The following is a 26,726-nucleotide window of genomic DNA, read 5'->3' as shown; positions in this document are numbered from 1 at the left end:
TGCATAGAGGTGCACTACGGTTGCTTTCAGTCCTAAAGTCCGGCGTTTCTATGCAATGACCCTGCGCATGGCTATCATGCGTGCCTCTTTGTGAGGCGATACTTGCATGCTGACGTTGTTAAAACTTCTGAAAGATGGACGATTCCACTCCGGAGAAGCACTGGGTGCTGCCCTGGGCGTTAGCCGTAGTGCTGTCTGGAAGCAGCTCCAGCACCTTGAGGCTGAATTGAATCTGTCCATTCATAAGGTTCGTGGCAAGGGATATCAGTTGGCGTCACCGCTGGTGTTCTTGAGTGCTGAAGGTATCGCGATGAATGCGCCTGTCTTGGCATGGCCCGTTCATATCTCTGATTCCATTGACTCCACGAATGCCGAAGCTTTGCGCCTTGTCGATGCTGGATGTGCGGCGCCGTTCCTGGTGCTTGCCGAGCAGCAAACCGCGGGAAGAGGCAGAAGAGGGCGAAAGTGGGTCAGTCCGTTCGCACAAAATGTTTATTACAGCCTTGTATTGCGCATTGAGTCTGGCCTTCGGCAATTGGAGGGCCTAAGTCTCGTTGTGGGCTTGGCGGTGATGCAGGCTTTACGCGAGTCAGGCGTACGTGGGGCGGCACTGAAATGGCCAAACGATGTGCTGGTAGGGCAGAAGAAGATCGCCGGGATTTTGCTGGAGTTGGTAGGAGACCCGGCTGATATCTGTCACGTTGTCCTCGGAATAGGCATAAATGTGAACATGCAGAGGGCTGACGAGGTGGATCAGCAATGGACTTCGGTGCTGCTTGAGACAGGCTCTTCTGTTGATCGCAATGCTCTGGTGGCGCAATTGGGTGTACAGCTGCAGCGCTACCTTGACCGACATCGGGAGGGTGGTTTTGTCGCGCTTCAAGAGGAGTGGGAGCAGAGTCACGCTTGGCAGGGGCGGCAGGTGTCTCTCATTGCGGGTGTCAACCAGGTCGATGGGGTTGTACTGGGTGTAGACCGTCAGGGGGCGTTGCGTTTGAGTGTTGAGGGCGTTGAGAAAATATACAGTGGTGGTGAGTTAAGCCTGAGGTTGCGTGATGATTCTTGAGCTCGACTGTGGGAATAGCTTTATCAAGTGGCGTGTGCTTGATTCGGGTTCCGCAAGTGCCTCTGCGGAGGGGGTTGTTCGTTCTGATCTGGCATTGATTGAAAATCTGTCAGCGCTGCCTCGATTGCTGCTGACGCGCTGCCGATTGGTCAGCGTTCGGGCCCTGGAAGAAACAAGTAAGCTGGTCGACGCCTTGCACGAGGCTTTTGGCGTTACCGTTTCCTGCGCTGCCCCGGCACGAGAAATGGCCGGAGTACGCAACGGCTACGAAGATTTCGAGCGTCTGGGGCTCGATCGTTGGCTGGCGATGCTGGGTGGATTCAAGCTGGCGCGCGGCGCTTGCCTGGTACTTGATTTTGGTACGGCTGCCACAGCAGATTTTGTTGCGGCGGATGGTGAGCACTTGGGTGGCTTCATTTGCCCAGGTATGCCCCTCATGCGCAACCAACTGCGAACGCATACGCGCAAGATTCGGTATGACGACGACGCCGCGGAAAGGGCGCTGGAGCGTCTTTCTCCCGGTCGTACGACGGTGGAGGCCGTGGAGCGCGGTTGTACGCTGATGCTGAGAGGGTTTGTACTGACTCAGTTAGAGTTGGCGCGAAGCTACTGGGGCGATGACTTCACCGTATTTCTGACCGGGGGGGATGCTGATTTGGTGGTGGATGCAGTGCCGCAGGCGGAGCTCGTGCCCGATCTGGTATTTGTCGGTTTGGCGATGGCTTGTCCTTTGTCCTGAGGTGATTATGCGTTGGCTATTTTTGCTTTTACTTGTTCTCAATGCCTTCTATTACATTTGGCATCAGCAAGAAGCCCCTTTGCGCGCTAAAGATGTCACGCCTCTGAGCCTTTACAAGGGCTCGCAGCAGGATATTCGACTGCTCAGTGAGTCCTCCGATGCTGTGGTGCGTAGAGAGCGCGCAAAAGCATCTGAAGCGCAAAATACTTGCCTGTATATCGGTGGGTTTGCGGACCAGCGTCAAGCGCAGTCTGTTGAGCAGCGGCTCCTAAGCTTGGATATAAAGGTCAAGGTTCAGCTGCTGAATACTGCGGACGCATCTGGCTACTGGCTGCGTGTGGCCCCTGAAAGTCGACGCCTGGCTGACGATCTGCCCTTTGAAAACCTTGCTAAGGAATTCAATGAGTTAAAACATAAAATAATGTTGTGCGAAGGCGTTGCAACTCTCGAATAGTTTGCATAGAATGGCGCCCGCTTCGCAGTGAAGACCTTTAAGGTCGACAGCGTGAAGCTAAGGTCAATGCAGCTAACCTCATATTTTTAAATGAGAAAATGCTTGACAGAAGGTCGGCGTAATGTAAAATGCCGGCTCGCTTAGGAGGGGTTCCCGAGCGGCCAAAGGGATCAGACTGTAAATCTGACGTCTACGACTTCGAAGGTTCGAATCCTTCCCCCTCCACCATTTTAGCGTGAGCTGCAAGCTCCGCGGGTATAGTTTAGTGGTAGAACCTCAGCCTTCCAAGCTGATGATGCGGGTTCGATTCCCGCTACCCGCTCCAAGTTTGCAGGTTGTGCACGGTGTTTTGCTCTTGTAGCTCAGTTGGTAGAGCACACCCTTGGTAAGGGTGAGGTCAGCGGTTCAAATCCGCTCAAGAGCTCCATATAACAAGGCAGATATGAAAATATCTGCCTTTGTTTTAACAGCTGCCTCGGCTTGATGGTGTTGTGCTTGGCTTTGTTGCTAGGTGATTTCAAGTCTATAGGGGTTGGTTGTTGTAAAGTCTTTTTCAGGCCTGCATAATGGTCGGCCTGATTTTGTTTTAGGTCAGTAGCTCAATTGGCAGAGCGACGGTCTCCAAAACCGTAGGTTGGGGGTTCGATTCCCTCCTGACCTGCCAGATTCACGTGGTGTATCTGGCTTTCTTTTCACAGGATCTTCATAGATGACTCCTAAGGCTGAAGCTCAAAGCTCTCGTTTCGATCTGGTCAAGTGGCTCGCTGTAGTCGCCTTGGTGGTCGTAGGCGTTGTTGGCAATCAGTACTATTCTGCTTCGCCGATCCTGTACCGTGTGCTCGCTTTGCTTGCCCTTGCTGCTGTAGCTGCCTTTGTGGGCCTGCAGACCGCCAAAGGCAAGTCTTTCGCGGTCCTGGTAAAGGAAGCTCGCACCGAAATCCGTAAAGTCGTTTGGCCGACTCGCCAAGAAACCACGCAGACCACGTTGATTGTTGTGGCTGTTGTTCTGGTTATGGCGTTGCTGTTGTGGGGGCTTGATTCCCTGCTCGGCTGGCTTGTTTCCTTGATTGTTGGCTAAGGGTGTCCCGTGGCTAAGCGTTGGTACGTTGTGCATGCTTACTCGGGTTACGAGAAGCATGTTATGCGCTCTTTGCTGGAGCGCGTAAAGCTGGCAGGCATGGAAGATGGCTTCGGCGAAATTCTGGTTCCCACTGAAGAAGTGGTTGAAATGCGGAATGGCCAGAAGCGTAAAAGTGAACGTAAGTTCTTCCCTGGCTACGTGCTAGTACAGATGGACATGAACGAAGGTACTTGGCACTTGGTCAAGGACACTCCTCGTGTTATGGGTTTCATTGGCGGTACCGCTGATAAGCCTGCTCCGATCACCGACAAAGAGGCGGAAGCAATTCTGCGTCGTGTTGCTGATGGTAGCGACAAGCCTAAGCCGAAGACGCTCTTCGAGCCGGGTGAGGTTGTTCGTGTCACAGATGGTCCGTTTGCTGATTTCAACGGTACTGTCGAAGAAGTTAACTACGAAAAGAGCCGGATCCAAGTGGCAGTGCTCATTTTCGGTCGCTCTACCCCGGTAGAGTTGGAGTTCAGTCAGGTCGAGAAGGTCTAGCTGAGCAAGCATCCCAACCCCGCAGCCCTGGGCTGTGGGGTTTTGTCGTCACTGGGATAAACGCGCAAGTAACCGGGGAGCCTTTCGAGGCGTTTGAACCCGTAATTGGAGTGCCTCATGGCCAAGAAGATTACCGCTTACATCAAGCTGCAAGTGAAGGCCGCTCAGGCCAACCCTAGCCCACCCGTTGGTCCAGCTCTGGGTCAGCACGGCGTGAACATCATGGAGTTCTGCAAGGCCTTCAACGCCCGTACTCAGGGTCTTGAGCCAGGTCTGCCAACTCCAGTGATCATCACTGTATACAGCGACCGTAGCTTCACTTTCGAAACCAAGTCGACCCCGGCTTCGGTTCTGTTGAAGAAAGCTGCTGGTCTGACTAGCGGTTCCGCTCGTCCGAACACCGTTAAGGTTGGCACCGTGACTCGTGCTCAGCTGGAAGAAATCGCGAAAACCAAAAACGCGGATCTGACTGCAGCTGATATGGATGCAGCCGTGCGTACCATCGCCGGTTCTGCTCGTAGCATGGGCCTTAACGTGGAGGGTGTGTAATGGCTAAGCTGACCAAGCGCCAAAAGGCTATCGCCGGCAAAATCGAAGCAGGCAAGGCCTACAACTTTGTAGACGCTGCTGCCCTGCTGACCGAGCTGTCGACTGTCAAGTTCAGCGAGTCCGTTGACGTTGCTGTAAACCTGGGTGTTGACCCACGTAAATCCGACCAGGTCGTTCGTAGCGCAACTGTGCTGCCACACGGTACTGGCAAGACTGTACGTGTAGCTGTCTTCACCCAAGGCCCGGCAGCTGAAGCTGCTCTGGCCGCTGGCGCTGACCGCGTTGGCATGGACGACCTGGCTGCCGAAATGAAAGGCGGCGACCTGAACTATGACGTAGTTATTGCTTCCCCGGATGCAATGCGCGTTGTGGGTCAGTTGGGTCAGATCCTCGGTCCACGTGGTCTGATGCCTAACCCTAAAGTCGGCACCGTAACCCCAGACGTAGCCACCGCGGTTAAAAACGCCAAGGCTGGTCAGGTTCGTTATCGCACCGACAAAAACGGCATCATCCACACCTCCGTTGGCAAAGTCGGCTTCGACGCCGTCAAGCTGAAGGAAAACGTTGAAGCCCTGATCGCTGATCTGAAGCGTATCAAGCCGGCTTCCTCGAAAGGTATCTACGTCAAGCGCGTTACCCTGAGCACCACTATGGGCCCAGGTCTGGTCATCGACCAAGGCTCGCTGGACGTATAAGACACAGGTTGACGCGAGAAATCGCGTCAATTGAAAAAATTGGGGTCCCTGCCTGGCGGGGGCTATCCAAGACCGTAGGCGACGTAAGTCTTAAACCTCAAGCCTACGCAGATGGTGCTCCCGGTTCCTTACCGAATCAGACACCAAAACGACATCCGGCTCCGGCCAGATGAAACGGTAACAAGCAGGAGTTAAACCCGTGGCAATTAATCTCGAAGACAAGAAGGCCATCGTCGCTGAAGTCAACGAGGCTGCCAAAGCTGCTCTGTCCGCTGTCGTGGCTGATGCCCGTGGTGTGACAGTAAGCGCTATGACCGGACTCCGTAAAGAGGCTCGTGAAGCTGGCGTATACGTACGTGTTGTACGTAACACCCTGCTCAAGCGCGCTGTTGCTGACACTGAATACAGTGTCCTCAACGACGTGTTCACCGGCCCGACCCTGATTGCGTTCTCCACCGACCATCCTGGCGCTGCTGCCCGTTTGTTCAAGGAATTCGCCAAGGGTCAGGATAAGTTCGAGATCAAGGCAGCTGCGTTCGAGGGCAAGTTCCTCGCAGCTAACCAAATCGACGTACTGGCAACACTGCCGACCCGTAACGAAGCTATTTCTCAGCTGATGAGCGTGATTCAAGGCGCTACCAGCAAGTTGGCTCGTACTCTGGCCGCAGTTCGCGAGCAAAAAGAAGCTGCCGCAGCCTAAGGCTGAACAACTTCTCTCGCGTATTTTTGTTTATTTCGATGGCCGCGTAGGCCGTCCCCCAATTCAGGAAATACAGCAATGTCTATCTCCCAAGACGATATCCTCAACGCCGTAGCTGAAATGTCGGTTCTGCAGGTTGTTGAGCTGATCAAAGCTTTCGAAGAAAAATTCGGCGTTTCCGCTGCCGCTGCTTCCGCTGGCCCAGCTGTTGCTGCTGTCGCTGCTGAAGAGCAAACCGAATTCAACGTCATGCTGCTGGAAGCTGGCGAGAAGAAAGTAAACGTGATCAAGGCAGTACGTGAACTGACCGGTCTGGGCCTGAAAGAAGCCAAGGCTGTAGTTGACGGCGCTCCAGCCCAGGTTCTGGAAGCAGTGTCGAAAGACGCCGCTGACAAAGCCAAAGCTGTTCTGGAAGAAGCAGGCGCTAAAGTCGAGCTGAAGTAAGCATCGACCTTGCGTCTCCAGCCCAAGCGTTAAGCTGAAGGCTGATGGCTGGTGGCTCTTGCCACCGGCCTTTTTCCGTTCTTGGCTGTCGACTCGGTCGCCGCCATTAACGTGCTGTAGCCACCCGATGCGGTGGTGCAAACCATGGGGTTTGCGAGATTTTCTGGCTGCTCCCGTCGGGAGGGCCAAACAAGCAGGTGACCAAGCTGGGGAACGCTGATGGCTTACTCATATACTGAGAAAAAACGTATCCGCAAGGACTTTAGCAAGTTGCCGGACGTCATGGATGTCCCGTACCTTCTGGCTATCCAGCTGGATTCGTATCGTGAATTCTTGCAGGCGGGAGCGACCAAAGATCAGTTCCGCGACGTGGGCCTGCATGCGGCCTTCAAATCCGTTTTCCCGATCATCAGCTACTCCGGCAATGCTGCGCTGGAGTACGTCGGTTATCGCCTGGGCGAACCGGCATTTGATGTCAAAGAATGCGTGTTGCGCGGTGTCACGTACGCCGTACCTTTGCGGGTAAAAGTCCGCCTGATCATTTTCGACAAAGAATCGTCGAACAAAGCGATCAAGGACATCAAAGAGCAAGAAGTCTACATGGGCGAAATCCCATTGATGACTGAGAACGGTACCTTCGTTATCAACGGTACCGAGCGTGTTATCGTTTCCCAGCTGCACCGTTCCCCGGGCGTGTTCTTCGACCACGACCGCGGCAAGACGCACAGCTCCGGCAAACTCCTGTACTCCGCGCGGATCATTCCGTACCGCGGTTCGTGGTTGGACTTCGAGTTCGACCCGAAAGACTGCGTGTTCGTGCGTATCGACCGTCGTCGCAAGCTGCCGGCCTCGGTACTGCTGCGTGCGCTCGGCTATACCACTGAGCAAGTGCTGGACGCTTTCTACACCACCAACGTATTCAGCCTGAAGGATGAAACCCTCAGCCTGGAGCTGATTGCTTCGCGTCTGCGTGGTGAAATTGCCGTACTGGACATCCAGGATGAAAAGGGCAAGGTCATTGTTGAAGCTGGCCGTCGTATTACTGCGCGCCACATCAACCAGATCGAAAAAGCCGGTATCAAGTCGCTGGACGTGCCTCTGGACTACGTCCTGGGTCGCACCACCGCTAAGGTTATTGTTCACCCGGCCACAGGTGAAATCCTGGCTGAGTGCAACACCGAGCTGAACACCGAGATCCTGGCAAAAATCGCCAAGGCTCAGGTCGTTCGCATCGAGACCCTGTATACCAACGATATCGACTGCGGTCCGTTCATCTCCGACACATTGAAGATCGACTCCACCAGCAACCAATTGGAAGCGCTGGTCGAGATCTATCGCATGATGCGTCCTGGCGAGCCACCAACCAAAGACGCTGCCGAAACCCTGTTCAACAACCTGTTCTTCAGCCCTGAGCGTTATGACCTGTCTGCGGTCGGCCGGATGAAGTTCAACCGTCGTATCGGTCGTACCGAGATCGAAGGTTCAGGCGTGCTGTGCAAGGAAGACATCGTTGCGGTCCTGAAGACTCTGGTCGACATCCGTAACGGCAAAGGCATTGTCGATGACATCGACCACCTGGGTAACCGTCGTGTTCGCTGCGTAGGCGAAATGGCCGAGAACCAGTTCCGCGTTGGCCTGGTACGTGTTGAGCGTGCGGTCAAAGAGCGTCTGTCGATGGCTGAAAGCGAAGGCCTGATGCCGCAAGACCTGATCAACGCCAAGCCAGTGGCTGCGGCGGTGAAAGAGTTCTTCGGTTCCAGCCAGCTCTCGCAGTTCATGGACCAGAACAACCCGCTCTCCGAGATCACCCACAAGCGCCGTGTTTCCGCACTGGGCCCGGGCGGTCTGACGCGTGAACGTGCAGGCTTTGAAGTTCGTGACGTACACCCGACGCACTATGGTCGTGTATGCCCGATCGAAACGCCGGAAGGTCCGAACATCGGTCTGATCAACTCCCTGGCCGCTTATGCGCGCACCAACCAGTATGGCTTCCTTGAGAGCCCGTACCGTGTGGTGAAAGACGCTCTGGTCACCGACGAGATCGTATTCCTGTCCGCCATCGAAGAAGCTGATCACGTGATCGCTCAGGCTTCGGCCACGATGAACGACAAGAAAGTCCTGATCGACGAGCTGGTAGCTGTTCGTCACTTGAACGAGTTCACCGTCAAGGCGCCGGAAGACGTCACCTTGATGGACGTATCGCCGAAGCAGGTAGTTTCGGTTGCTGCGTCGCTGATCCCGTTCCTGGAGCACGATGACGCCAACCGTGCGTTGATGGGTTCCAACATGCAGCGTCAAGCTGTACCCACCCTGCGTGCTGACAAGCCGCTGGTAGGTACCGGCATGGAGCGTAACGTAGCCCGTGACTCCGGCGTTTGCGTCGTGGCTCGTCGTGGCGGCGTGATCGACTCCGTTGATGCCAGCCGTATCGTGGTTCGTGTTGCCGATGACGAAGTTGAAACTGGCGAAGCCGGTGTCGACATCTACAACCTGACCAAATACACCCGCTCGAACCAGAACACCTGCATCAACCAGCGTCCGCTGGTACGTAAGGGTGATCGCGTTCAGCGCAGCGACATCATGGCTGACGGCCCGTCCACCGACATGGGTGAATTGGCACTGGGTCAGAACATGCGCATCGCGTTCATGGCATGGAACGGCTTCAACTTCGAAGACTCCATCTGCCTGTCCGAGCGTGTTGTTCAAGAAGACCGTTTCACCACGATCCACATTCAGGAACTGACCTGTGTGGCACGTGACACCAAGCTTGGGCCAGAAGAAATCACTGCAGACATCCCGAACGTGGGTGAAGCTGCACTGAACAAGCTGGACGAAGCCGGTATCGTTTACGTAGGTGCTGAAGTAGGCGCAGGCGACATCCTGGTTGGTAAGGTCACTCCGAAAGGCGAGACCCAACTGACGCCGGAAGAAAAACTGCTGCGTGCCATCTTTGGTGAAAAAGCCAGCGACGTTAAAGACACCTCCCTGCGCGTACCTACCGGTACCAAGGGCACTGTCATCGACGTACAGGTCTTCACTCGTGACGGTGTTGAGCGTGATGCTCGTGCGCTGTCCATCGAGAAGACTCAACTCGACGAGATCCGCAAGGACCTGAACGAAGAGTTCCGTATCGTTGAAGGCGCGACCTTCGAACGTCTGCGTTCCGCGCTGGTAGGCCACAAGGCCGAAGGCGGCGCAGGCCTGAAAAAAGGTCAGGACATCACCGACGAAATCCTCGACGGTCTTGAGCACGGCCAGTGGTTCAAACTGCGCATGGCTGAAGATGCTCTGAACGAGCAGCTCGAGAAGGCCCAGGCCTACATCGTTGATCGCCGCCGTCTGCTGGACGACAAGTTCGAAGATAAGAAGCGCAAACTGCAGCAGGGCGATGACCTAGCTCCAGGCGTGCTGAAAATCGTCAAGGTTTACCTGGCAATCCGTCGCCGCATCCAGCCGGGCGACAAGATGGCCGGTCGTCACGGTAACAAGGGTGTGGTCTCCGTGATCATGCCGGTTGAAGACATGCCGCACGATGCCAATGGCACCCCGGTCGACGTCGTCCTCAACCCATTGGGCGTACCTTCGCGTATGAACGTTGGTCAGATCCTTGAAACCCACCTGGGCCTCGCGGCTAAAGGTTTGGGCGAGAAGATCAACCGTATGATCGAAGAGCAGCGCAAGGTCGCTGACCTGCGCAAGTTCCTGCACGAGATCTACAACGAGATCGGCGGCCGCAAAGAAGAGCTGGATACCTTCTCCGACCAGGAAATCCTGGATCTGGCGAAGAACCTGCGCGGCGGCGTTCCAATGGCTACCCCGGTGTTCGACGGTGCCAAGGAAAGCGAAATCAAGGCCATGCTGAAACTGGCAGATCTGCCAGAAAGCGGCCAGATGCAGCTGTTCGACGGCCGTACCGGCAACAAGTTTGAGCGCCCGGTTACTGTTGGCTACATGTACATGCTGAAGCTGAACCACTTGGTAGACGACAAGATGCACGCTCGTTCTACCGGTTCGTACAGCCTGGTTACCCAGCAGCCGCTGGGTGGTAAGGCTCAGTTCGGTGGTCAGCGTTTCGGGGAGATGGAGGTCTGGGCACTGGAAGCATACGGTGCTGCTTACACTCTGCAAGAAATGCTCACAGTGAAGTCGGACGATGTGAACGGTCGGACCAAGATGTACAAAAACATCGTGGACGGCGATCACCGTATGGAGCCGGGCATGCCCGAGTCTTTCAACGTGTTGATCAAAGAAATTCGTTCCCTCGGCATCGATATCGATCTGGAAACCGAATAACACGTGACGCGAATCGAGAGCGGGGCTGTTTAGCCCGCTCTCTGCTCCGCCAGGAGGAAAGGCCTTGAAAGACCTACTGAATTTGCTGAAAAACCAGGGTCAAGTCGAAGAGTTCGACGCCATCCGTATTGGATTGGCATCGCCTGAGATGATCCGTTCGTGGTCGTTCGGTGAAGTTAAAAAGCCGGAAACCATCAACTACCGTACGTTCAAACCTGAGCGTGACGGCCTGTTCTGCGCCAAGATCTTTGGCCCGGTAAAGGATTACGAGTGCCTGTGCGGTAAGTACAAGCGCTTGAAGCACCGTGGCGTTATCTGCGAGAAGTGCGGTGTTGAAGTTGCACTGGCCAAGGTTCGTCGTGAGCGCATGGCGCACATCGAACTGGCTTCGCCGGTTGCCCACATCTGGTTCCTGAAATCGCTGCCGTCCCGTATCGGCTTGCTGATGGACATGACCCTGCGTGATATCGAGCGCGTTCTCTATTTCGAGAGCTATGTCGTTATCGATCCAGGCATGACCACCCTTGAAAAAGGTCAGCTGCTGAACGACGAGCAGTACTTCGAAGCGCTGGAAGAGTTTGGCGACGATTTCGATGCCCGCATGGGTGCCGAAGCTGTCCGCGAACTGCTGCACGCTATCGACCTGGAGCACGAGATTGGCCGCCTGCGCGAAGAAATTCCGCAAACCAACTCGGAAACCAAGATCAAGAAGCTGTCCAAGCGTCTGAAGTTGATGGAAGCCTTCCAGGGTTCCGGCAACTTGCCAGAGTGGATGGTGCTGACCGTTCTGCCGGTTCTGCCGCCAGACCTGCGTCCGCTGGTGCCGTTGGACGGTGGTCGTTTTGCGACGTCCGACCTTAACGACCTGTACCGCCGCGTGATCAACCGTAACAACCGCTTGAAGCGCCTGCTTGATCTGTCCGCTCCGGACATCATCGTGCGCAACGAAAAGCGTATGTTGCAGGAAGCTGTCGATGCCTTGCTTGACAACGGTCGTCGTGGCCGCGCTATCACCGGTTCCAACAAGCGCCCTCTGAAATCCCTGGCTGACATGATCAAGGGTAAGCAAGGTCGTTTCCGTCAGAACTTGCTCGGTAAGCGTGTTGACTACTCCGGTCGTTCGGTAATTACCGTAGGCCCGACCCTGCGTCTGCACCAGTGCGGTCTGCCTAAGAAGATGGCACTTGAGCTGTTCAAGCCATTCATCTTCGGCAAGCTGGAAATGCGCGGTCTCGCGACCACCATCAAAGCGGCCAAGAAAATGGTCGAGCGCGAATTGCCAGAGGTTTGGGACGTTCTCGCTGAAGTGATTCGCGAACACCCGGTTCTCCTCAACCGTGCACCGACCCTTCACCGTCTGGGTATCCAGGCGTTTGAACCGGTACTGATCGAAGGTAAGGCTATCCAGCTGCACCCTCTGGTCTGTGCTGCGTACAACGCCGACTTCGACGGCGACCAAATGGCCGTGCACGTACCGCTGACACTGGAAGCCCAGTTGGAAGCGCGTGCGTTGATGATGTCGACCAACAACATTCTGTCGCCAGCCAACGGTGAGCCAATCATCGTTCCGTCGCAGGACGTTGTATTGGGTCTGTACTACATGACGCGTGAAGCGATCAACGCCAAGGGCGAAGGTCGTGTATTCGCTGATCTGCAGGAAGTTGACCGTGTGTTCCGTGCCGGCGAAGCCGCACTGCACGCCAAGGTCAAAGTGCGGATCAACGAAACCGTCAATGACCGTGATGGCGGCAGCGTGACCAACACCCGTATCGTCGACACCACTGTCGGCCGTGCGCTGTTGTATCAAGTTGTGCCAAAAGGTCTGTCGTACGACGTTGTTAACTTGCCGATGAAGAAAAAGGCGATCTCCAAGCTGATCAACCAGTGCTACCGCGTGGTTGGTTTGAAAGAGACCGTGATCTTCGCTGACCAGTTGATGTACACAGGTTTTGCTTATTCGACCATTTCCGGCGTTTCGATCGGTGTTAACGACTTCGTTATCCCGGATGAAAAAGCCCAGATCATCGGTGCTGCTACCGATGAAGTGAAAGAGATCGAAAGCCAGTACGCATCCGGCCTGGTAACCCAGGGCGAGAAGTACAACAAAGTGATCGACCTTTGGTCCAAGGCCAACGACGAAGTGTCGAAGGCGATGATGGCTAACCTTTCGAAAGAGAAGGTTATCGACCGTCATGGTGTTGAAGTCGATCAAGAGTCGTTCAACTCGATGTACATGATGGCCGACTCGGGCGCACGGGGTTCTGCTGCGCAGATCCGTCAGCTCGCCGGTATGCGTGGCCTGATGGCCAAGCCGGACGGTTCTATCATCGAAACGCCGATCACTGCGAACTTCCGTGAAGGTTTGAGCGTACTTCAGTACTTCATCTCGACTCACGGTGCTCGTAAAGGTCTGGCGGATACCGCGTTGAAAACCGCTAACTCCGGTTACCTGACTCGCCGTCTGGTAGACGTTGCACAAGACTTGGTTGTGACTGAAGTCGACTGCGGTACCGAGCACGGTCTGCTGATGACTCCGCACATCGAAGGCGGCGACGTTGTAGAACCGTTGGGTGAGCGCGTACTGGGTCGAGTAATCGCCCGTGACGTATTCAAGCCAGGTACCGAGGAAATTATTGTTCCTGCCGGCACCCTGGTAGACGAGAAGTGGGTCGAGTTCATCGAACTCAACAGCATCGACGAAGTGATCGTTCGCTCGCCGATCAGCTGCGAAACCCGCTACGGCATTTGCGCCAAGTGCTACGGTCGTGACTTGGCTCGTGGTCACCAAGTGAACATCGGTGAAGCGGTCGGCGTTATCGCTGCCCAGTCCATCGGTGAGCCGGGTACCCAGCTGACCATGCGTACGTTCCACATCGGTGGTGCGGCAAGCCGGACCTCTGCAGCCGACAGCGTTCAGGTGAAGAATGGCGGTACCGTCCGTCTACACAACCTGAAACACGTTGAGCGAGTGGATGGCCACCTGGTTGCTGTGTCCCGTTCCGGTGAGCTGGCGATCGCTGATGACTACGGTCGTGAGCGTGAGCGCTACAAGCTGCCGTACGGTGCTGTGATTTCGGTTAAAGAAGGTGACAAGGTCGACGCTGGCGCAATCGTGGCTAAGTGGGACCCGCACACTCACCCAATCGTTACCGAAATGAAAGGTACCGTGACCTACGTGGGCATGGAAGAAGGCATCACGATCAAGCGTCAGACTGACGAATTGACCGGTATGACCAACATTGAAGTACTCGACGCCAAAGATCGTCCAGCTGCCGGTAAAGACATCCGTCCTGCCGTGAAGATGGTCGACGACAACGGCAAGGATCTGTTGCTGCCAGGCACTGACGTAATCGCTCAGTACTTCCTGCCAGCCAACGCCTTGGTCGGTGTGGCGGATGGTGCGAAGATCGCGATCGGTGATGTTATCGCGCGTATCCCGCAAGAAACTTCGAAAACCCGCGACATCACCGGTGGTCTGCCGCGTGTTGCCGACTTGTTCGAAGCTCGTCGTCCGAAAGAAGCGTCGATTCTGGCTGAAGTCAGCGGCACCATCGCGTTCGGTAAAGAGACCAAAGGCAAGCGCCGTCTGGTTATTACCCCGAACGACGGTAGCGATCCGTACGAAGAGCTGATTCCGAAGTGGCGTCACCTGAACGTGTTCGAAGGCGAACAGGTAAACCGCGGCGAAGTTATCTCCGACGGCCCAAGCGATCCACACGACATCCTGCGTCTGCTGGGTGTGAGCGCGCTGGCCAAGTACATCGTTAACGAGATCCAAGACGTTTACCGCCTGCAAGGCGTGAAGATCAACGATAAGCACATCGAGACCATCCTGCGTCAGATGCTGCGTAAAGTTGAAATCGCTGAATCCGGCGATTCCAGTTTCATCAAGGGCGACCAGATGGAACTGACTCACGTACTGGTAGAGAACGAACGTCTGGGCGCGGAAGACAAGTTTGTCTCCAAGTTCACTCGTGTGTTGCTGGGTATCACCAAGGCGTCGTTGTCCACTGAGTCGTTCATCTCGGCGGCCTCCTTCCAGGAGACCACTCGCGTACTGACCGAAGCAGCGGTAACCGGCAAGCGCGATTACCTGCGCGGCCTGAAAGAAAACGTGGTCGTGGGTCGTCTGATCCCGGCAGGTACCGGTTTGGCTTACCACAGCGAGCGCAAGCGCCGCCGTGATGCTGACAAGCCGTTGCGCGTAAGCGCCAGTGAAGTGGAAGCTGCACTGACCGAAGCACTGAACTCAAGCGGTAACTGAGTTCTGCACTAGATAAGTCCGGGCCCTGGCAGCCCCATTCGTCGGAACGAGGCAAATTTGCCCCGGTTCGACGAGAGGGGAGGTCGGGGCCTTGCCTTGACTGGGGGCAAGATCCTCTTTAGACTCTTGTACCCCTAAATTTGGCGGGAATTCGTTCCTGCCATTTTGCTTTTCTTGCAAGACAATAGCGTCGCAAGACAACAGTGGAGCTAGTAGATGGCAACTATCAACCAGCTGGTACGTCAGCCGCGTAAGCGTATCGTCGAGAAATCCGACGTGCCTGCGCTGCAGAACTGCCCGCAACGTCGTGGCGTATGCACTCGCGTGTATACCACTACGCCGAAAAAACCTAACTCGGCACTGCGTAAAGTATGCCGTGTGCGCCTGACCAACGGTTTCGAGGTTTCCTCGTACATCGGTGGTGAAGGTCACAACCTGCAAGAGCACAGCGTGGTACTGATCCGCGGCGGTCGTGTAAAAGACTTGCCAGGTGTTCGTTACCACACCGTACGCGGCTCCTTGGATACTTCCGGCGTTAAAGGTCGTAACCAGGGTCGTTCGAAGTACGGTACCAAGAAGCCTAAGTAGTAGCGGCTTTTTGCAAAACTGAATCATCTTATTTTCTGAGTCGATAAGAGTAAGGTCGGAGGCGTCCCGAAAGGGCACCGATTCCGAGCGAACCTGAAGACCGTTTGAGGGCTTATCCATGCCAAGAAGACGCGTAGCAGCCAAGCGCGAAGTGCTTGACGATCCAAAATACGGAAGCCAAATTCTGGCCAAGTTCATGAACCACGTGATGGAAAGCGGCAAGAAAGCCGTTGCCGAGCGTATCGTTTATGGCGCGCTGGAAAAGGTTAAAGAACGCAAGAACAGCGACCCCCTGGAAATCTTCGAGAAAGCTCTCGACGCCATCGCTCCGCTGGTCGAAGTGAAGTCGCGCCGTGTAGGCGGTGCTACTTACCAGGTTCCGGTTGAAGTTCGTCCGTCCCGTCGTAACGCCCTGGCAATGCGCTGGTTGGTAGACTTCGCCCGTAAGCGTGGCGAGAAGTCTATGGCTCTGCGTTTGGCCGGCGAGTTGTTGGACGCTGCTGAAGGTAAAGGTGCTGCTGTTAAGAAGCGTGAAGACGTGCACCGTATGGCTGAAGCTAACAAAGCTTTCTCGCACTACCGCTTCTAATCTTAGCTTCACTAATTTTGCGAGGGCTTTATGGCTCGTACTACTCCGATTAGCCGCTACCGTAACATCGGTATCGTTGCTCACGTGGATGCTGGTAAAACCACCACCACTGAGCGCGTACTGTTTTACACCGGCAAAAGTCACAAAATGGGCGAGGTGCATGACGGCGCCGCGACCACAGACTGGATGGTTCAGGAGCAGGAGCGTGGTATTACCATTACTTCTGCTGCTATTACCGCCTTCTGGAAGGGTTCCGAGAAACAGTACAAAGACGAGCACCGTTTCAACGTAATCGATACCCCGGGCCACGTAGACTTCACCATTGAAGTTGAACGTTCCCTGCGCGTACTCGACGGCGCTGTCGTTGTGTTCTGCGGCACCTCGGGTGTTGAGCCTCAGTCGGAAACCGTATGGCGTCAAGCCAACAAATACGGCGTTCCACGTCTTGTTTACGTAAACAAGATGGACCGTGCTGGTGCCAACTTCCTGCGCGTGATCGGTCAGATCAAGCAGCGTCTGGGTCACACCCCGGTGCCAATCCAGTTGGCTATCGGTTCCGAAGACAACTTCCAAGGCCAGATCGATCTGCTGACCATGGAAGCGGTTTACTGGAACGACGCTGACAAAGGTATGGTTCCTGTTCGCAAGCCTATCCCTGCAGAGTTGCAGGAACTGGCTGACGAGTGGCGCAACAACATGGTTGAAGCTGCGGCTGAAGCCAACGAAGAGCTGATGAACAAGTACCTCGAAGGTGAAGAACTCACCAATGTGGAAATCAAGGCTGCTCTGCGTCAGCGTACTATTGCTGGTGAGATCGTCTTGGCTGTTTGCGGTTCCTCGTTCAAGAACAAGGGTGTTCCCCTGGTTCTCGATGCTGTGATTGACTATCTGCCAGCACCTGTTGATATTCCTGCCATCAAGGGTACTGACCCGGATGACGAGACTATCGAACTGGAGCGTCATGCAGACGACGCAGAACCGTTCTCCGCTCTGGCATTTAAAATTGCCACTGACCCATTCGTGGGTACCTTGACCTTCGTCCGTGTTTACTCGGGCGTGTTGAACTCCGGCGACGGCGTGATCAACTCGGTTAAAGGCAAGAAAGAGCGCGTGGGTCGTATGGTGCAAATGCACGCAAACGCCCGTGAAGAAATCAAGGAAGTACGCGCTGGTGACATCGCGGCCTTGATTGGCATGAAGGACGTCACCACTGGTGAAACTTTGTGCAACGCTGATAAGCCAATCATCCTGGTTCGCATGGACTTCCCGGAGCCGGTTATTTCGGTTGCCGTAGAGCCTAAGACCAAGGATGACCAGGAAAAAATGGGTATCGCTCTGGGCAAGCTTGCTCAGGAAGATCCATCTTTCCGCGTCAAAACTGATGAAGAGACTGGTCAAACGATCATCTCCGGCATGGGCGAGTTGCACCTGGACATCCTGGTTGACCGGATGCGCCGTGAGTTCAACGTCGAAGCCAACATCGGTAAGCCTCAGGTTTCCTATCGTGAGCGCATCACGAAGAACTGTGAAATCGAAGGCAAGTTCGTTCGTCAGTCCGGCGGTCGTGGTCAGTTCGGTCACTGCTGGATCCGTTTTGCTCCTGCTGACGAAGGTCAGGAAGGTCTGCAATTCGTGAACGAAGTAGTAGGTGGTGTTGTTCCTAAGGAATACATCCCTGCTATCCAGAAGGGTATCGAAGAGCAGATGAAGAACGGTGTTGTTGCCGGCTATCCGCTGATCGGCCTGAAAGCAACCGTTTTTGACGGTTCTTACCACGACGTCGACTCCAACGAGATGGCGTTTAAGGTGGCTGCTTCCATGGCAACCAAGCAACTGGCCCAAAAGGGCGGTGGTGAGTTGCTTGAGCCAATCATGGCGGTAGAAGTTGTTACACCTGAAGACTATATGGGTGATGTCATGGGCGACCTTAACCGTCGTCGCGGCATGATCTTGGGTATGGAAGACACGGTTTCCGGCAAAGTGATTCGCGCCGAGGTTCCGTTGGGTGAGATGTTCGGTTATGCGACCGACGTTCGCTCCATGTCCCAGGGTCGCGCAAGCTACTCTATGGAATTCAAAAAATACAACACAGCTCCGGCGCACATCGCTGAAACTGTATCCAAAAAACAAGGCTGATTCAGTCCTTTAGGCAAGGAGTTAATTGTCGTGGCTAAAGAAAAATTTGATCGTTCCCTACCGCACGTCAACGTTGGCACTATCGGTCACGTTGACCACGGTAAAACCACTCTGACTGCTGCTCTGACTCGCGTTTGCTCCGAAGTATTCGGTTCTGCAATCGTTGATTTCGATAAAATCGACAGCGCACCAGAAGAGAAAGCTCGTGGTATCACCATCAACACCGCGCACGTTGAATACAACTCGCTGATCCGTCACTACGCTCACGTTGACTGCCCAGGTCACGCTGACTATGTGAAGAACATGATCACCGGTGCTGCCCAGATGGACGGCGCGATCCTGGTTTGCTCGGCCGCTGATGGTCCGATGCCACAAACCCGTGAGCACATCCTGCTGTCCCGTCAGGTAGGCGTTCCGTACATCGTGGTTTACCTGAACAAGGCTGACCTGGTAGACGACGCTGAGCTGCTGGAACTGGTTGAGATGGAAGTGCGCGATCTGCTGAGCACTTACGACTTCCCAGGCGACGACACTCCGATCATCATCGGTTCCGCTCGTATGGCTCTGGAAGGCAAAGACGACAACGAAATGGGCACCACGTCCGTTCGTAAACTGGTTGAGACTCTGGACAGCTACATCCCAGATCCAGTCCGTGTTATCGACAAGCCGTTCCTGATGCCAATCGAAGACGTATTCTCGATCTCCGGTCGTGGTACTGTTGTGACTGGTCGTATCGAGCGCGGTATCGTTAAGGTTCAAGATCCGCTGGAAATCGTTGGTCTGCGTGACACTACCGTCACCACCTGCACCGGTGTTGAAATGTTCCGTAAGCTGCTCGACGAAGGTCGTGCTGGCGAGAACTGCGGCGTTCTGCTGCGTGGTACCAAGCGTGACGACGTTGAGCGTGGCCAGGTTCTGGTCAAGCCAGGTTCGGTTAAGCCGCACACCAAGTTCGAAGCTGAAGTGTACGTGCTGAGCAAAGAAGAAGGCGGTCGCCACACTCCGTTCTTCAAAGGCTACCGTCCACAGTTCTACTTCCGTACTACTGACGTGACTGGTAACTGCGAGCTGCCGGAAGGCGTTGAAATGGTAATGCCAGGCGACAACATCAAAATGGTTGTTACCCTGATCAAAACCATCGCAATGGAAGACGGTCTGCGTTTCGCTATTCGCGAAGGCGGCCGTACCGTTGGTGCTGGTGTTGTAGCTAAAATCATCGAGTAATTATCTCTTCTGAGATAGCTCGGTTTTTTTGAGAAGGCCCCCGCTTAGCGGGGGCCTTTTTTATTGGGTTGACACCTATCTGGGGCGTCTATAGAATTGCGCCTCCTTTTAACGGGCGTATTGCGCTCGCTGGGAATAGCAGCCGGAGTCTGAAATCCAATGCAAAATCAGCAAATCCGTATCAGGTTGAAGGCTTTTGACCATCGCCTGATCGACCAATCCACCCAGGAAATCGTGGAAACCGCGAAACGTACTGGTGCTCAAGTGCGTGGTCCAATTCCACTGCCTACCCGTAAAGAGCGGTTCACCGTTCTGGTCTCCCCGCACGTCAACAAAGACGCGCGTGACCAGTACGAGATCCGTACTCATAAGCGCGTACTGGACATCGTCCAGCCAACGGATAAAACCGTTGATGCACTTATGAAGCTCGATCTGGCGGCCGGTGTGGAAGTACAGATCAGCCTCGGCTAAGACTTGGGTCTTAGTCGTGTAACGCTCTGAAATGGGCGGCCATAGCGGGTGAAAGCCCCGTACACTCATGAGGTTTACAACATGACTATTGGTGTAGTCGGTCGTAAATGCGGTATGACCCGTATTTTCACCGAAGAAGGTGTCTCCATTCCGGTCACGGTCATTGAGATCGAACCGAATCGCGTCACCCAGTTCAAAACTGAAGAGACCGATGGCTATCGTGCAGTGCAAGTCACTGTCGGCGAGCGTCGTGCTTCGCGCGTGACTGCTGCTCAAGCAGGTCACTTCGCTAAAGCAAACGTTGCAGCTGGTCGCACTGTTATGGAGTTCCGTCTCGAAGACGGCGACTACCAGGCTGGCGATCTGATCAACGCTGAAATCTTCGCCGCTGGCCAACTGGTTGATGTAACCGGTCAGTCCAAAGGTAAAGGCTTCCAGGGTACGATCAAGCGTTGGAATTTCCGTGGCCAAGACAACACTCACGGTAACTCCGTTTCCCACCGCGTCCCGGGCTCTATTGGCCAGTGCCAGACTCCTGGTCGTGTATTCAAGGGCAAAAAAATGTCCGGTCATATGGGCGCTGAGCGCGTGACCGTGCAGTCCCTCGAAGTAGTGCGCGTCGACGCTGAACGCAATCTGTTGTTGGTCAAGGGTGCTGTTCCTGGCGCTACTGGCGGCAACCTGGTTGTACGTCCAGCGGCCAAGGCTCGCGGTTAAGGGGAAGCTGACATGCAATTAAATGTAAATGACGCTCAAGCGATCGAAGTTTCCGAACTGACGTTTGGCGGCGAGTTCAACGAGACGCTGGTTCACCAAGCAGTCGTGGCCTACATGGCCGGCGGCCGTCAAGGTAGCAAGCAGCAAAAGACCCGTTCCGACGTTCGTGGTGGCGGTAAGCGCCCTTGGCGTCAGAAAGGTACTGGCCGTGCTCGTGCCGGTACTATCCGTAGCCCAATCTGGCGTGGCGGCGGTACCACTTTCGCAGCTCGTCCACAGGATCACTCGCAGAAGCTCAACAAGAAGATGTACCGCGCAGCTCTGCGCTCCATCCTTGCTGAGCTCGTGCGTACTGACCGTCTGGTCGTGGTTCAGGATTTCGCTGTTGAAAGTCCAAAAACCAAAGATCTGCTGGGCAAACTGAACAACATGAGCCTGACCGACGTTTTGATCGTGTCGGAAGCTGTTGATCAGAACCTGTACCTGGCTGCTCGCAACCTGCCACACGTTGATGTACGTGACGTGCAAGGTTCCGATCCAGTTAGTCTGATCGCATACGACAAGGTGTTGATCACCGTGTCGGCCGTGAAGAAATTCGAGGAGCTGCTGGGATGAACCAGGAACGCGTATTTAAAGTTCTGCTTGGCCCGCACGTTTCCGAAAAGGCTACGGTTCTGGCTGACAAGAAAGGCCAGTTCGTTTTCAAGGTTGCAACTGACGCAACCAAGCTGGAAATCAAGAAGGCCGTCGAAAGCCTGTTCAGCGTGAAAGTAGAGCGTGTTACTACCCTGAATGTTCTGGGTAAGAGCAAGCGCACTGCTCGCGGTCTGGGCAAGCGTAATGACTGGAAGAAGGCAGTTATCTCCCTTCAGCCAGGCCAAGATCTCGATTTCAGCAGCAGTGCTGAGTAAGGAAGGGGTGCATCATGGCAATCGTTAAATGCAAACCGACTTCCCCTGGCCGCCGTTTTGTGGTCAAGGTGGTCAACCAGGAGCTGCATAAAGGCGCTCCTCACGCACCGCTGCTCGAGAAAAAATCGAAGACTGGTGGTCGTAACAACAATGGTCGTATTACCACTCGTCACATCGGTGGTGGCCATAAGCAGCATTATCGTCTGGTCGATTTCCGTCGCAACGACAAAGATGGCATCTCCGCCACTGTCGAGCGTATTGAATACGATCCAAACCGTACTGCTCACATCGCACTGCTGCTGTACGCAGATGGCGAGCGTCGCTACATCATCGCCCCTAAAGGCGTGAGTGCTGGTGACCAGCTGATCGCAGGTGCCTTGGCACCGATCAAGCCGGGCAACGCTCTGCAACTGCGCAACATTCCAGTTGGTAGCACCGTACACGGCATCGAATTGAAGCCAGGTAAAGGCGCGCAAATCGCTCGTTCCGCTGGTGCTTCGGCTCAGCTGATCGCTCGTGAAGGTGTCTACGTGACCCTGCGTCTGCGTTCTGGTGAGATGCGTAAAGTGCTGGCTGAATGCCGCGCGACCCTGGGCGAAGTCTCGAACTCCGAGCACAGCCTGCGTTCGCTGGGTAAAGCTGGTGCCAAACGCTGGCGTGGCGTTCGCCCAACCGTTCGTGGTGTTGCCATGAACCCGGTTGACCACCCACACGGTGGTGGTGAAGGTCGTACCTCTGGTGGTCGTCATCCGGTATCGCCATGGGGCTTCCCGACTAAGGGCGCGAAGACTCGTGGTAATAAGCGTACCGACAAAATGATCGTCCGTCGTCGCAAGTAAATAGAGGGATACGACAGTGCCACGTTCTCTGAAAAAAGGTCCTTTTATTGATCTTCACCTACTGAAGAAGATCGAAGTGGCGGCGGAAAAGAACGATCGCAAACCAGTTAAGACCTGGTCGCGTCGTTCGATGATCCTGCCACAAATGGTCGGTTTGACCATCGCTGTACACAACGGTCGCTTGCACGTCCCAGTTCTCGTGAACGAAGACATGGTCGGCCACAAACTAGGCGAGTTTGCCGGTACCCGCACTTATCGTGGGCACGTGGCAGACAAGAAAGCCAAGCGTTAAGGGGTTAGGAAATGGAAGTAGCCGCTAAGTTGTCGGGCGCTCGAATCTCCGCCCAGAAAGCCCGCTTGGTCGCCGACCAGATCCGCGGGAAGAAGGTGGGCGAAGCGCTCAACCTGTTGGCTTTCAGCAGTAAGAAAGCCGCCGAGATCATGAAGAAAGTGCTGGAGTCGGCCGTAGCCAACGCCGAGCATAACGAAGGCGCAGACGTTGATGACCTGAAGGTCAGCACCGTTTTCGTCAACGAAGGGCGTTCGCTGAAGCGCATCATGCCACGTGCCAAAGGCCGTGCTGATCGCATCGTCAAGCGGTCTTGCCATATCACTGTCAAGGTTGCTGACAAGTAACGGAGTCGAAGAGATGGGTCAGAAAGTACATCCCATTGGCATTCGCCTGGGAATCGTCAAGGAGCACACCTCCGTCTGGTACGCAGACGGTCGGACTTATGCGGACTATTTGTTCGCTGATCTGAAGGTGCGTGAGTATCTCCAAGACAAACTAAAAAGCGCGTCCGTAAGCCGTATCGATATCCATCGTCCGGCGCAAACTGCACGTATCACCATCCACACCGCTCGTCCAGGTATCGTTATCGGGAAGAAAGGTGAAGATGTTGAGAAACTGCGTCAGGACCTGACCAAGCAAATGGGTGTGCCTGTGCACATCAATATCGAAGAGATCCGTAAGCCGGAGCTCGACGGTATGCTGGTTGCGCAGAGCGTAGCTCAGCAGCTGGAGCGTCGCGTAATGTTCCGTCGCGCTATGAAGCGCGCTGTACAGAACGCCATGCGCATTGGTGCCAAAGGCATCAAAATCCAAGTGAGCGGTCGTCTCGGCGGTGCTGAAATCGCACGTACTGAATGGTATCGCGAAGGTCGTGTGCCACTGCACACCCTGCGTGCCGACATCGACTATGCCAACTACGAAGCTCACACCACTTACGGTGTGATCGGTGTAAAGGTTTGGATCTTCAAAGGCGAAGTAATTGGTGGTCGCCAAGAAGAACTGAAACCACAAGCACCAGCGCCTCGTAAAAAAGCTGCTAAGTAAGGGGTACGCCAAATGTTGCAACCTAAGCGTACGAAGTTCCGCAAGCAGATGACAGGCCACAACCGTGGTCTGGCTCAGCGCGGTAGCAAAGTCAGCTTCGGCGAGTTCGCGCTGAAGTCTGTAGCTCGTGGTCGTCTCACCGCTCGTCAGATCGAGTCAGCGCGTCGTGCTCTGACCCGTCACGTAAAACGTGGCGGCAAGATCTGGATCCGTGTATTCCCGGACAAGCCGATCTCCAAAAAACCTCTCGAGGTTCGGATGGGTAAAGGTAAGGGTAACGTGGAATACTGGGTAGCCCAGATTCAGCCAGGTAAAGTCCTGTATGAAATCGAGGGTGTTTCTGAAGAGCTGGCGCGTGAGGCTTTCGCCCTGGCTGCTGCAAAGCTGCCGCTCGCCACCTCCTTTGTTAAACGGACGGTGATGTGATGAAAGCGAATGAACTTCGTGAAAAATCCGCACAGCAGCTGAACGAGCAACTGCTCGGCCTGCTGCGCGACCAGTTCAATCTGCGTATGCAGAAAGCAACTGGCCAGTTGGGGCAGTCTCATCTGCTCTCGCAAGTTAAGCGTGACATTGCTCGCGTGAAGACTGTGCTCAACCAGCAGGCAGGTAAGTGATCATGGCTGAAGCCGAAAAGACTGTCCGTACGCTGACTGGCCGTGTTGTCAGCGACAAGATGGACAAAACCATCACCGTTTTGATCGAGCGTCGCGTTAAGCACCCGATCTACGGTAAATATGTTAAGCGTTCGACTAAGCTGCACGCGCACGACGAAACCAACCAGTGCCACATCGGCGACAAAGTCACTATTCGTGAAACTCGTCCGCTGGCCAAGACCAAGTCTTGGGCGCTGGTTGATGTTCTCGAACGCGCTGTGGAAGTCTAAGGACTAGGGGTCGGAGAAATTATATGATTCAGACTCAATCCATGCTCGATGTGGCCGATAACAGCGGCGCTCGCCGCGTTATGTGCATCAAGGTGCTGGGTGGCTCCCATCGTCGTTACGCTGGTATCGGTGACATCATCAAAGTTACCGTGAAGGAAGCAATTCCTCGCGGTAAAGTGAAAAAGGGCCAAGTGATGACTGCTGTTGTAGTCCGCACTCGTCACGGTGTACGCCGTGCTGATGGCTCCATTATCCGCTTTGATGGCAACGCTGCTGTTCTTCTGAACAACAAGCAAGAGCCGATCGGCACCCGTATCTTTGGGCCAGTGACCCGTGAACTTCGTACTGAGAAGTTCATGAAGATCGTCTCGCTCGCCCCAGAAGTGCTGTAAGGAGATCCGACATGCAAAAGATTCGTCGTGACGACGAGATCATCGTGATCGCCGGCAAAGACAAAGGTAAGCGCGGTAAGGTGCTTAAGGTTCTCGCTAATAACCGTCTGGTTATCGGTGGTCTGAACCTGGTTAAGCGTCATACCAAGCCTAACCCGATGTCGGGCGTACAAGGCGGTATCGTCGAAAAAGAAGCTCCACTGGACGCTTCTAACGTCGCCATTTTCAACGGCGAAACCAACAAGGCTGACCGCGTTGGTTTCAAAGTAGAAGATGGCAAGAAAATTCGTGTCTTCAAGTCGACCCAAAAAGCGGTTGATGCTTGAACACTGCTAGGTAGAAGACCATGGCACGACTAAAAGAGATTTACTGGAAAGAAATCGCACCGAAACTTAAGGAAGAACTTAAGCTTTCGAACGTGATGGAAGTTCCACGCGTTACCAAAATCACCCTGAACATGGGTCTTGGCGAAGCGGTCGGCGACAAAAAAGTCATCGAACACGCTGTAGCTGACCTGGAAAAGATCACCGGTCAAAAAGTCGTTGTGACTTACGCTCGGAAATCCATCGCTGGCTTTAAAGTCCGTGAAGGTTGGCCGATCGGCGTCAAAGTGACTCTGCGCCGTGAGCGTATGTACGAATTCCTGGATCGTCTGCTGTCGATCTCCCTGCCTCGGGTTCGCGACTTCCGCGGCCTGAATGCCAAGTCCTTCGATGGTCGTGGTAACTACAGCATGGGCGTGAAAGAGCAGATCATCTTCCCGGAAATCGACTACGACAAGATCGATGCTCTCCGCGGTCTGGACATCACCCTGACCACCACTGCCAAGAACGATGATGAAGGTCGCGCCCTGCTGCGTGCTTTCAAATTCCCGTTCCGCAACTGATTGGAGTAGGACCATGGCCAAGATGAGCATGAAAAACCGCGAGCTGAAGCGTCAGCTCACGGTTGCCAAGTACGCCAAGAAGCGTGCAGCACTGAAAGCAATCATCGTTGATCTGAACGCAAGTCCAGAAGCGCGTTGGGAAGCTACAGTTGCCCTGCAGAAGCAGCCACGTGACGCAAGCGCTTCGCGCATGCGTAACCGCTGCCGCCTGACCGGTCGTCCACACGGCGTTTACCGCAAGTTCGGCCTCGGCCGTAACAAACTGCGTGAAGCGGCAATGCGTGGTGACGTACCAGGTCTGGTTAAAGCCAGCTGGTAAGTACTTTCAACGTCCGGGTGGTCTGAGTCGCAAGATACTGACCGCCGGTGACCTTGAATCTGGAACAAGCCCCTTTTGGGGCTTGTTTCATTTCCGTAGTGTGTCTAAAATACGCGGCTCGCCTGAGCCCGTGTTTTTTACGCTCGGAGATTCTCGGCGACATATGTAGCCGCAAGGCTAATTTTTTTGTATTAGGAGCGTCTAGCCCATGAGTATGCAGGACCCGTTAGCGGACATGCTAACTCGTATCCGTAATGCCCAGATGGCTGAAAAGTCCGTCGTAAGCATGCCATCTTCCAAGTTGAAGGTAGCTGTTGCCAAAGTCCTGAAAGACGAAGGCTACATTGCGGGTTATCAGATCAGCAGCGAAACCAAGCCACTGCTGTCCATCGAGCTGAAGTACTTCGAAGGCCGTTCGGTCATCGAGGAAGTGAAGCGCGTTAGCCGTCCAGGCCTGCGTCAGTACAAGTCCGCCGAAGATCTGCCGAAAGTTCGTGGCGGTCTGGGTGTGTCTATCGTCTCCACCAACAAAGGTGTGATGACGGATCGTGCTGCGCGCGCTGCCGGTGTCGGCGGCGAAGTTCTTTGCACTGTGTTCTAAGGGGGG

Annotated in this window: 31 protein-coding genes and 4 tRNA genes; all 35 read left to right on the top strand. The window is 54.7% G+C overall.

Annotated elements, in window-relative coordinates; all coding sequences use genetic code 11:
* Nucleotides 1-106: 106 nt before the first annotated feature.
* The 35 genes from birA (at nt 107) to rpsH (ending at nt 26,720) form a co-directional block, all read left to right on the top strand.
* Nucleotides 107-1,066, top strand: a complete 960-nt coding sequence (gene birA, locus ACI512_RS32100; protein WP_236378415.1) for a bifunctional biotin--[acetyl-CoA-carboxylase] ligase/biotin operon repressor BirA — start codon at nt 107-109, stop codon at nt 1,064-1,066.
* Complete coding sequence (locus ACI512_RS32095) at nt 1,056-1,805, top strand: pantothenate kinase (protein WP_231808501.1); 750 nt, start codon at nt 1,056-1,058, stop codon at nt 1,803-1,805. The genes birA and ACI512_RS32095 overlap by 11 nt, the downstream gene beginning before the upstream one ends.
* Before the next feature lie 7 nt (nt 1,806-1,812).
* Nucleotides 1,813-2,259 (top strand): hypothetical protein, encoded by a 447-nt coding sequence (locus ACI512_RS32090; protein ID WP_015886140.1) that lies wholly within the window; start codon nt 1,813-1,815, stop codon nt 2,257-2,259.
* 143 nt (nt 2,260-2,402) lie between these two features.
* A tRNA-Tyr gene (locus ACI512_RS32085) sits at nt 2,403-2,487 on the top strand.
* 23 nt (nt 2,488-2,510) lie between these two features.
* A tRNA-Gly gene (locus tag ACI512_RS32080) sits at nt 2,511-2,584 on the top strand.
* 26 nt (nt 2,585-2,610) lie between these two features.
* Nucleotides 2,611-2,686 (top strand) — tRNA-Thr (locus ACI512_RS32075).
* Nucleotides 2,687-2,847: 161 nt separating this feature from the next.
* A tRNA-Trp gene (locus tag ACI512_RS32070) sits at nt 2,848-2,923 on the top strand.
* 45 nt (nt 2,924-2,968) lie between these two features.
* The gene (secE, locus tag ACI512_RS32065) at nt 2,969-3,337 is read left to right on the top strand and encodes a preprotein translocase subunit SecE (RefSeq protein WP_003194658.1); all 369 of its coding nucleotides are present in this window, start codon (nt 2,969-2,971) and stop codon (nt 3,335-3,337) included.
* A 9-nt stretch (nt 3,338-3,346) separates the two neighbouring features.
* Nucleotides 3,347-3,880, top strand: a complete 534-nt coding sequence (nusG, locus tag ACI512_RS32060) for a transcription termination/antitermination protein NusG (RefSeq protein ID WP_003176436.1) — start codon at nt 3,347-3,349, stop codon at nt 3,878-3,880.
* A gap of 117 nt (nt 3,881-3,997) precedes the next feature.
* A complete protein-coding gene (gene rplK / locus ACI512_RS32055) occupies nt 3,998-4,429 on the top strand; it encodes a 50S ribosomal protein L11 (RefSeq protein ID WP_003176435.1) in 432 nt (143 codons plus the stop codon).
* Nucleotides 4,429-5,124, top strand: coding sequence for a 50S ribosomal protein L1 (rplA, locus tag ACI512_RS32050; RefSeq protein ID WP_003232403.1), 696 nt, complete (start codon nt 4,429-4,431; stop codon nt 5,122-5,124). Before rplK ends, rplA begins: the two co-directional genes overlap by 1 nt.
* Nucleotides 5,125-5,323: 199 nt before the next feature.
* Entirely contained in the window at nt 5,324-5,824 is a 501-nt protein-coding gene (gene rplJ / locus ACI512_RS32045) for a 50S ribosomal protein L10 (protein WP_015886139.1), read from the top strand.
* A 78-nt stretch (nt 5,825-5,902) separates the two neighbouring features.
* The gene (gene rplL / locus ACI512_RS32040; protein ID WP_003210093.1) at nt 5,903-6,268 is read left to right on the top strand and encodes a 50S ribosomal protein L7/L12; all 366 of its coding nucleotides are present in this window, start codon (nt 5,903-5,905) and stop codon (nt 6,266-6,268) included.
* 219 nt (nt 6,269-6,487) lie between these two features.
* Nucleotides 6,488-10,561, top strand: coding sequence for a DNA-directed RNA polymerase subunit beta (rpoB, locus tag ACI512_RS32035; RefSeq protein WP_015886138.1), 4,074 nt, complete (start codon nt 6,488-6,490; stop codon nt 10,559-10,561).
* A 64-nt stretch (nt 10,562-10,625) separates the two neighbouring features.
* The gene (rpoC, locus tag ACI512_RS32030) at nt 10,626-14,825 is read left to right on the top strand and encodes a DNA-directed RNA polymerase subunit beta' (protein ID WP_015886137.1); all 4,200 of its coding nucleotides are present in this window, start codon (nt 10,626-10,628) and stop codon (nt 14,823-14,825) included.
* A gap of 216 nt (nt 14,826-15,041) precedes the next feature.
* On the top strand, nt 15,042-15,413 hold the full coding sequence (gene rpsL / locus ACI512_RS32025) for a 30S ribosomal protein S12 (RefSeq protein WP_002555494.1): 372 nt from the start codon (nt 15,042-15,044) through the stop codon (nt 15,411-15,413).
* A gap of 118 nt (nt 15,414-15,531) precedes the next feature.
* On the top strand, nt 15,532-16,002 hold the full coding sequence (gene rpsG / locus ACI512_RS32020) for a 30S ribosomal protein S7 (protein ID WP_002555493.1): 471 nt from the start codon (nt 15,532-15,534) through the stop codon (nt 16,000-16,002).
* 30 nt (nt 16,003-16,032) lie between these two features.
* A complete protein-coding gene (fusA, locus tag ACI512_RS32015; RefSeq protein WP_015886136.1) occupies nt 16,033-18,138 on the top strand; it encodes an elongation factor G in 2,106 nt (701 codons plus the stop codon).
* Between the two features lie 30 nt (nt 18,139-18,168).
* On the top strand, nt 18,169-19,362 hold the full coding sequence (tuf, locus tag ACI512_RS32010; protein WP_003176426.1) for an elongation factor Tu: 1,194 nt from the start codon (nt 18,169-18,171) through the stop codon (nt 19,360-19,362).
* Between the two features lie 159 nt (nt 19,363-19,521).
* The gene (gene rpsJ / locus ACI512_RS32005) at nt 19,522-19,833 is read left to right on the top strand and encodes a 30S ribosomal protein S10 (RefSeq protein WP_003186070.1); all 312 of its coding nucleotides are present in this window, start codon (nt 19,522-19,524) and stop codon (nt 19,831-19,833) included.
* 81 nt (nt 19,834-19,914) lie between these two features.
* Complete coding sequence (gene rplC, locus ACI512_RS32000; RefSeq protein WP_003194649.1) at nt 19,915-20,550, top strand: 50S ribosomal protein L3; 636 nt, start codon at nt 19,915-19,917, stop codon at nt 20,548-20,550.
* 12 nt (nt 20,551-20,562) lie between these two features.
* Nucleotides 20,563-21,165 (top strand): 50S ribosomal protein L4, encoded by a 603-nt coding sequence (gene rplD, locus ACI512_RS31995; protein ID WP_003176424.1) that lies wholly within the window; start codon nt 20,563-20,565, stop codon nt 21,163-21,165.
* Nucleotides 21,162-21,461 carry a 50S ribosomal protein L23 gene (gene rplW / locus ACI512_RS31990; RefSeq protein ID WP_002555488.1) on the top strand — a complete coding sequence of 100 codons (300 nt, stop codon included), beginning with the start codon at nt 21,162-21,164 and terminating at the stop codon, nt 21,459-21,461. Before rplD ends, rplW begins: the two co-directional genes overlap by 4 nt.
* 14 nt (nt 21,462-21,475) lie before the next feature.
* A complete protein-coding gene (gene rplB / locus ACI512_RS31985) occupies nt 21,476-22,300 on the top strand; it encodes a 50S ribosomal protein L2 (protein WP_003176423.1) in 825 nt (274 codons plus the stop codon).
* Between the two features lie 16 nt (nt 22,301-22,316).
* A complete protein-coding gene (rpsS, locus tag ACI512_RS31980) occupies nt 22,317-22,592 on the top strand; it encodes a 30S ribosomal protein S19 (RefSeq protein WP_003232420.1) in 276 nt (91 codons plus the stop codon).
* Between the two features lie 11 nt (nt 22,593-22,603).
* Nucleotides 22,604-22,936 carry a 50S ribosomal protein L22 gene (rplV, locus tag ACI512_RS31975; protein WP_003103908.1) on the top strand — a complete coding sequence of 111 codons (333 nt, stop codon included), beginning with the start codon at nt 22,604-22,606 and terminating at the stop codon, nt 22,934-22,936.
* Nucleotides 22,937-22,949: 13 nt separating this feature from the next.
* Nucleotides 22,950-23,636, top strand: a complete 687-nt coding sequence (gene rpsC, locus ACI512_RS31970) for a 30S ribosomal protein S3 (protein WP_003176422.1) — start codon at nt 22,950-22,952, stop codon at nt 23,634-23,636.
* Between the two features lie 12 nt (nt 23,637-23,648).
* Entirely contained in the window at nt 23,649-24,062 is a 414-nt protein-coding gene (gene rplP / locus ACI512_RS31965; RefSeq protein ID WP_003176421.1) for a 50S ribosomal protein L16, read from the top strand.
* Nucleotides 24,062-24,253, top strand: a complete 192-nt coding sequence (gene rpmC, locus ACI512_RS31960; RefSeq protein ID WP_002555481.1) for a 50S ribosomal protein L29 — start codon at nt 24,062-24,064, stop codon at nt 24,251-24,253. The genes rplP and rpmC overlap by 1 nt, the downstream gene beginning before the upstream one ends.
* A 2-nt stretch (nt 24,254-24,255) precedes the next feature.
* Nucleotides 24,256-24,522 (top strand): 30S ribosomal protein S17, encoded by a 267-nt coding sequence (gene rpsQ, locus ACI512_RS31955; RefSeq protein ID WP_003176419.1) that lies wholly within the window; start codon nt 24,256-24,258, stop codon nt 24,520-24,522.
* Between the two features lie 23 nt (nt 24,523-24,545).
* Nucleotides 24,546-24,914, top strand: a complete 369-nt coding sequence (gene rplN / locus ACI512_RS31950) for a 50S ribosomal protein L14 (protein WP_002555479.1) — start codon at nt 24,546-24,548, stop codon at nt 24,912-24,914.
* Between the two features lie 11 nt (nt 24,915-24,925).
* Nucleotides 24,926-25,240: a 50S ribosomal protein L24 gene (rplX, locus tag ACI512_RS31945; protein WP_003176416.1), complete on the top strand. Its 315-nt coding sequence runs from the start codon at nt 24,926-24,928 to the stop codon at nt 25,238-25,240.
* A 20-nt stretch (nt 25,241-25,260) separates the two neighbouring features.
* Entirely contained in the window at nt 25,261-25,800 is a 540-nt protein-coding gene (gene rplE, locus ACI512_RS31940) for a 50S ribosomal protein L5 (protein WP_003176415.1), read from the top strand.
* Nucleotides 25,801-25,813: 13 nt separating this feature from the next.
* Nucleotides 25,814-26,119: a 30S ribosomal protein S14 gene (gene rpsN, locus ACI512_RS31935; protein ID WP_003176414.1), complete on the top strand. Its 306-nt coding sequence runs from the start codon at nt 25,814-25,816 to the stop codon at nt 26,117-26,119.
* Nucleotides 26,120-26,327: 208 nt separating this feature from the next.
* Nucleotides 26,328-26,720, top strand: coding sequence for a 30S ribosomal protein S8 (gene rpsH, locus ACI512_RS31930; RefSeq protein ID WP_010566853.1), 393 nt, complete (start codon nt 26,328-26,330; stop codon nt 26,718-26,720).
* Nucleotides 26,721-26,726: the final 6 nt, after the last annotated feature.

It is taken from the genome of Pseudomonas petroselini (assembly GCF_045037875.1).
Taxonomy (GTDB): domain Bacteria; phylum Pseudomonadota; class Gammaproteobacteria; order Pseudomonadales; family Pseudomonadaceae; genus Aquipseudomonas; species Aquipseudomonas petroselini.
The sequence above is the reverse complement of the archived record's forward strand: the minus strand, read 5'-3'. Positions and strand labels throughout refer to the sequence as shown.

Bases quoted from the DNA above. Each gene is read 5' to 3' on its own strand.
- ACI512_RS32095 (WP_231808501.1), top strand. From the start codon at position 1,056: ATGATTCTTGAGCTCGACTGTGGGAATAGCTTTATCAAGTGGCGTGTG.
- rpsC (WP_003176422.1), top strand. From the start codon at position 22,950: ATGGGTCAGAAAGTACATCCCATTGGCATTCGCCTGGGAATCGTCAAG.
- birA (WP_236378415.1), top strand. From the start codon at position 107: ATGCTGACGTTGTTAAAACTTCTGAAAGATGGACGATTCCACTCCGGA.
- rplX (WP_003176416.1), top strand. From the start codon at position 24,926: ATGCAAAAGATTCGTCGTGACGACGAGATCATCGTGATCGCCGGCAAA.
- rplA (WP_003232403.1), top strand. From the start codon at position 4,429: ATGGCTAAGCTGACCAAGCGCCAAAAGGCTATCGCCGGCAAAATCGAA.
- rpsH (WP_010566853.1), top strand. From the start codon at position 26,328: ATGAGTATGCAGGACCCGTTAGCGGACATGCTAACTCGTATCCGTAAT.
- rpsJ (WP_003186070.1), top strand. From the start codon at position 19,522: ATGCAAAATCAGCAAATCCGTATCAGGTTGAAGGCTTTTGACCATCGC.
- rplP (WP_003176421.1), top strand. From the start codon at position 23,649: ATGTTGCAACCTAAGCGTACGAAGTTCCGCAAGCAGATGACAGGCCAC.
- ACI512_RS32090 (WP_015886140.1), top strand. From the start codon at position 1,813: ATGCGTTGGCTATTTTTGCTTTTACTTGTTCTCAATGCCTTCTATTAC.
- rpsQ (WP_003176419.1), top strand. From the start codon at position 24,256: ATGGCTGAAGCCGAAAAGACTGTCCGTACGCTGACTGGCCGTGTTGTC.
- fusA (WP_015886136.1), top strand. From the start codon at position 16,033: ATGGCTCGTACTACTCCGATTAGCCGCTACCGTAACATCGGTATCGTT.
- rplV (WP_003103908.1), top strand. From the start codon at position 22,604: ATGGAAGTAGCCGCTAAGTTGTCGGGCGCTCGAATCTCCGCCCAGAAA.
- rpoB (WP_015886138.1), top strand. From the start codon at position 6,488: ATGGCTTACTCATATACTGAGAAAAAACGTATCCGCAAGGACTTTAGC.
- rpsN (WP_003176414.1), top strand. From the start codon at position 25,814: ATGGCCAAGATGAGCATGAAAAACCGCGAGCTGAAGCGTCAGCTCACG.
- rpmC (WP_002555481.1), top strand. From the start codon at position 24,062: ATGAAAGCGAATGAACTTCGTGAAAAATCCGCACAGCAGCTGAACGAG.
- rplN (WP_002555479.1), top strand. From the start codon at position 24,546: ATGATTCAGACTCAATCCATGCTCGATGTGGCCGATAACAGCGGCGCT.
- rplB (WP_003176423.1), top strand. From the start codon at position 21,476: ATGGCAATCGTTAAATGCAAACCGACTTCCCCTGGCCGCCGTTTTGTG.
- rplE (WP_003176415.1), top strand. From the start codon at position 25,261: ATGGCACGACTAAAAGAGATTTACTGGAAAGAAATCGCACCGAAACTT.
- rplC (WP_003194649.1), top strand. From the start codon at position 19,915: ATGACTATTGGTGTAGTCGGTCGTAAATGCGGTATGACCCGTATTTTC.
- rpsL (WP_002555494.1), top strand. From the start codon at position 15,042: ATGGCAACTATCAACCAGCTGGTACGTCAGCCGCGTAAGCGTATCGTC.
- secE (WP_003194658.1), top strand. From the start codon at position 2,969: ATGACTCCTAAGGCTGAAGCTCAAAGCTCTCGTTTCGATCTGGTCAAG.
- rplK (WP_003176435.1), top strand. From the start codon at position 3,998: ATGGCCAAGAAGATTACCGCTTACATCAAGCTGCAAGTGAAGGCCGCT.
- rplW (WP_002555488.1), top strand. From the start codon at position 21,162: ATGAACCAGGAACGCGTATTTAAAGTTCTGCTTGGCCCGCACGTTTCC.
- rpsG (WP_002555493.1), top strand. From the start codon at position 15,532: ATGCCAAGAAGACGCGTAGCAGCCAAGCGCGAAGTGCTTGACGATCCA.
- rplD (WP_003176424.1), top strand. From the start codon at position 20,563: ATGCAATTAAATGTAAATGACGCTCAAGCGATCGAAGTTTCCGAACTG.
- rplL (WP_003210093.1), top strand. From the start codon at position 5,903: ATGTCTATCTCCCAAGACGATATCCTCAACGCCGTAGCTGAAATGTCG.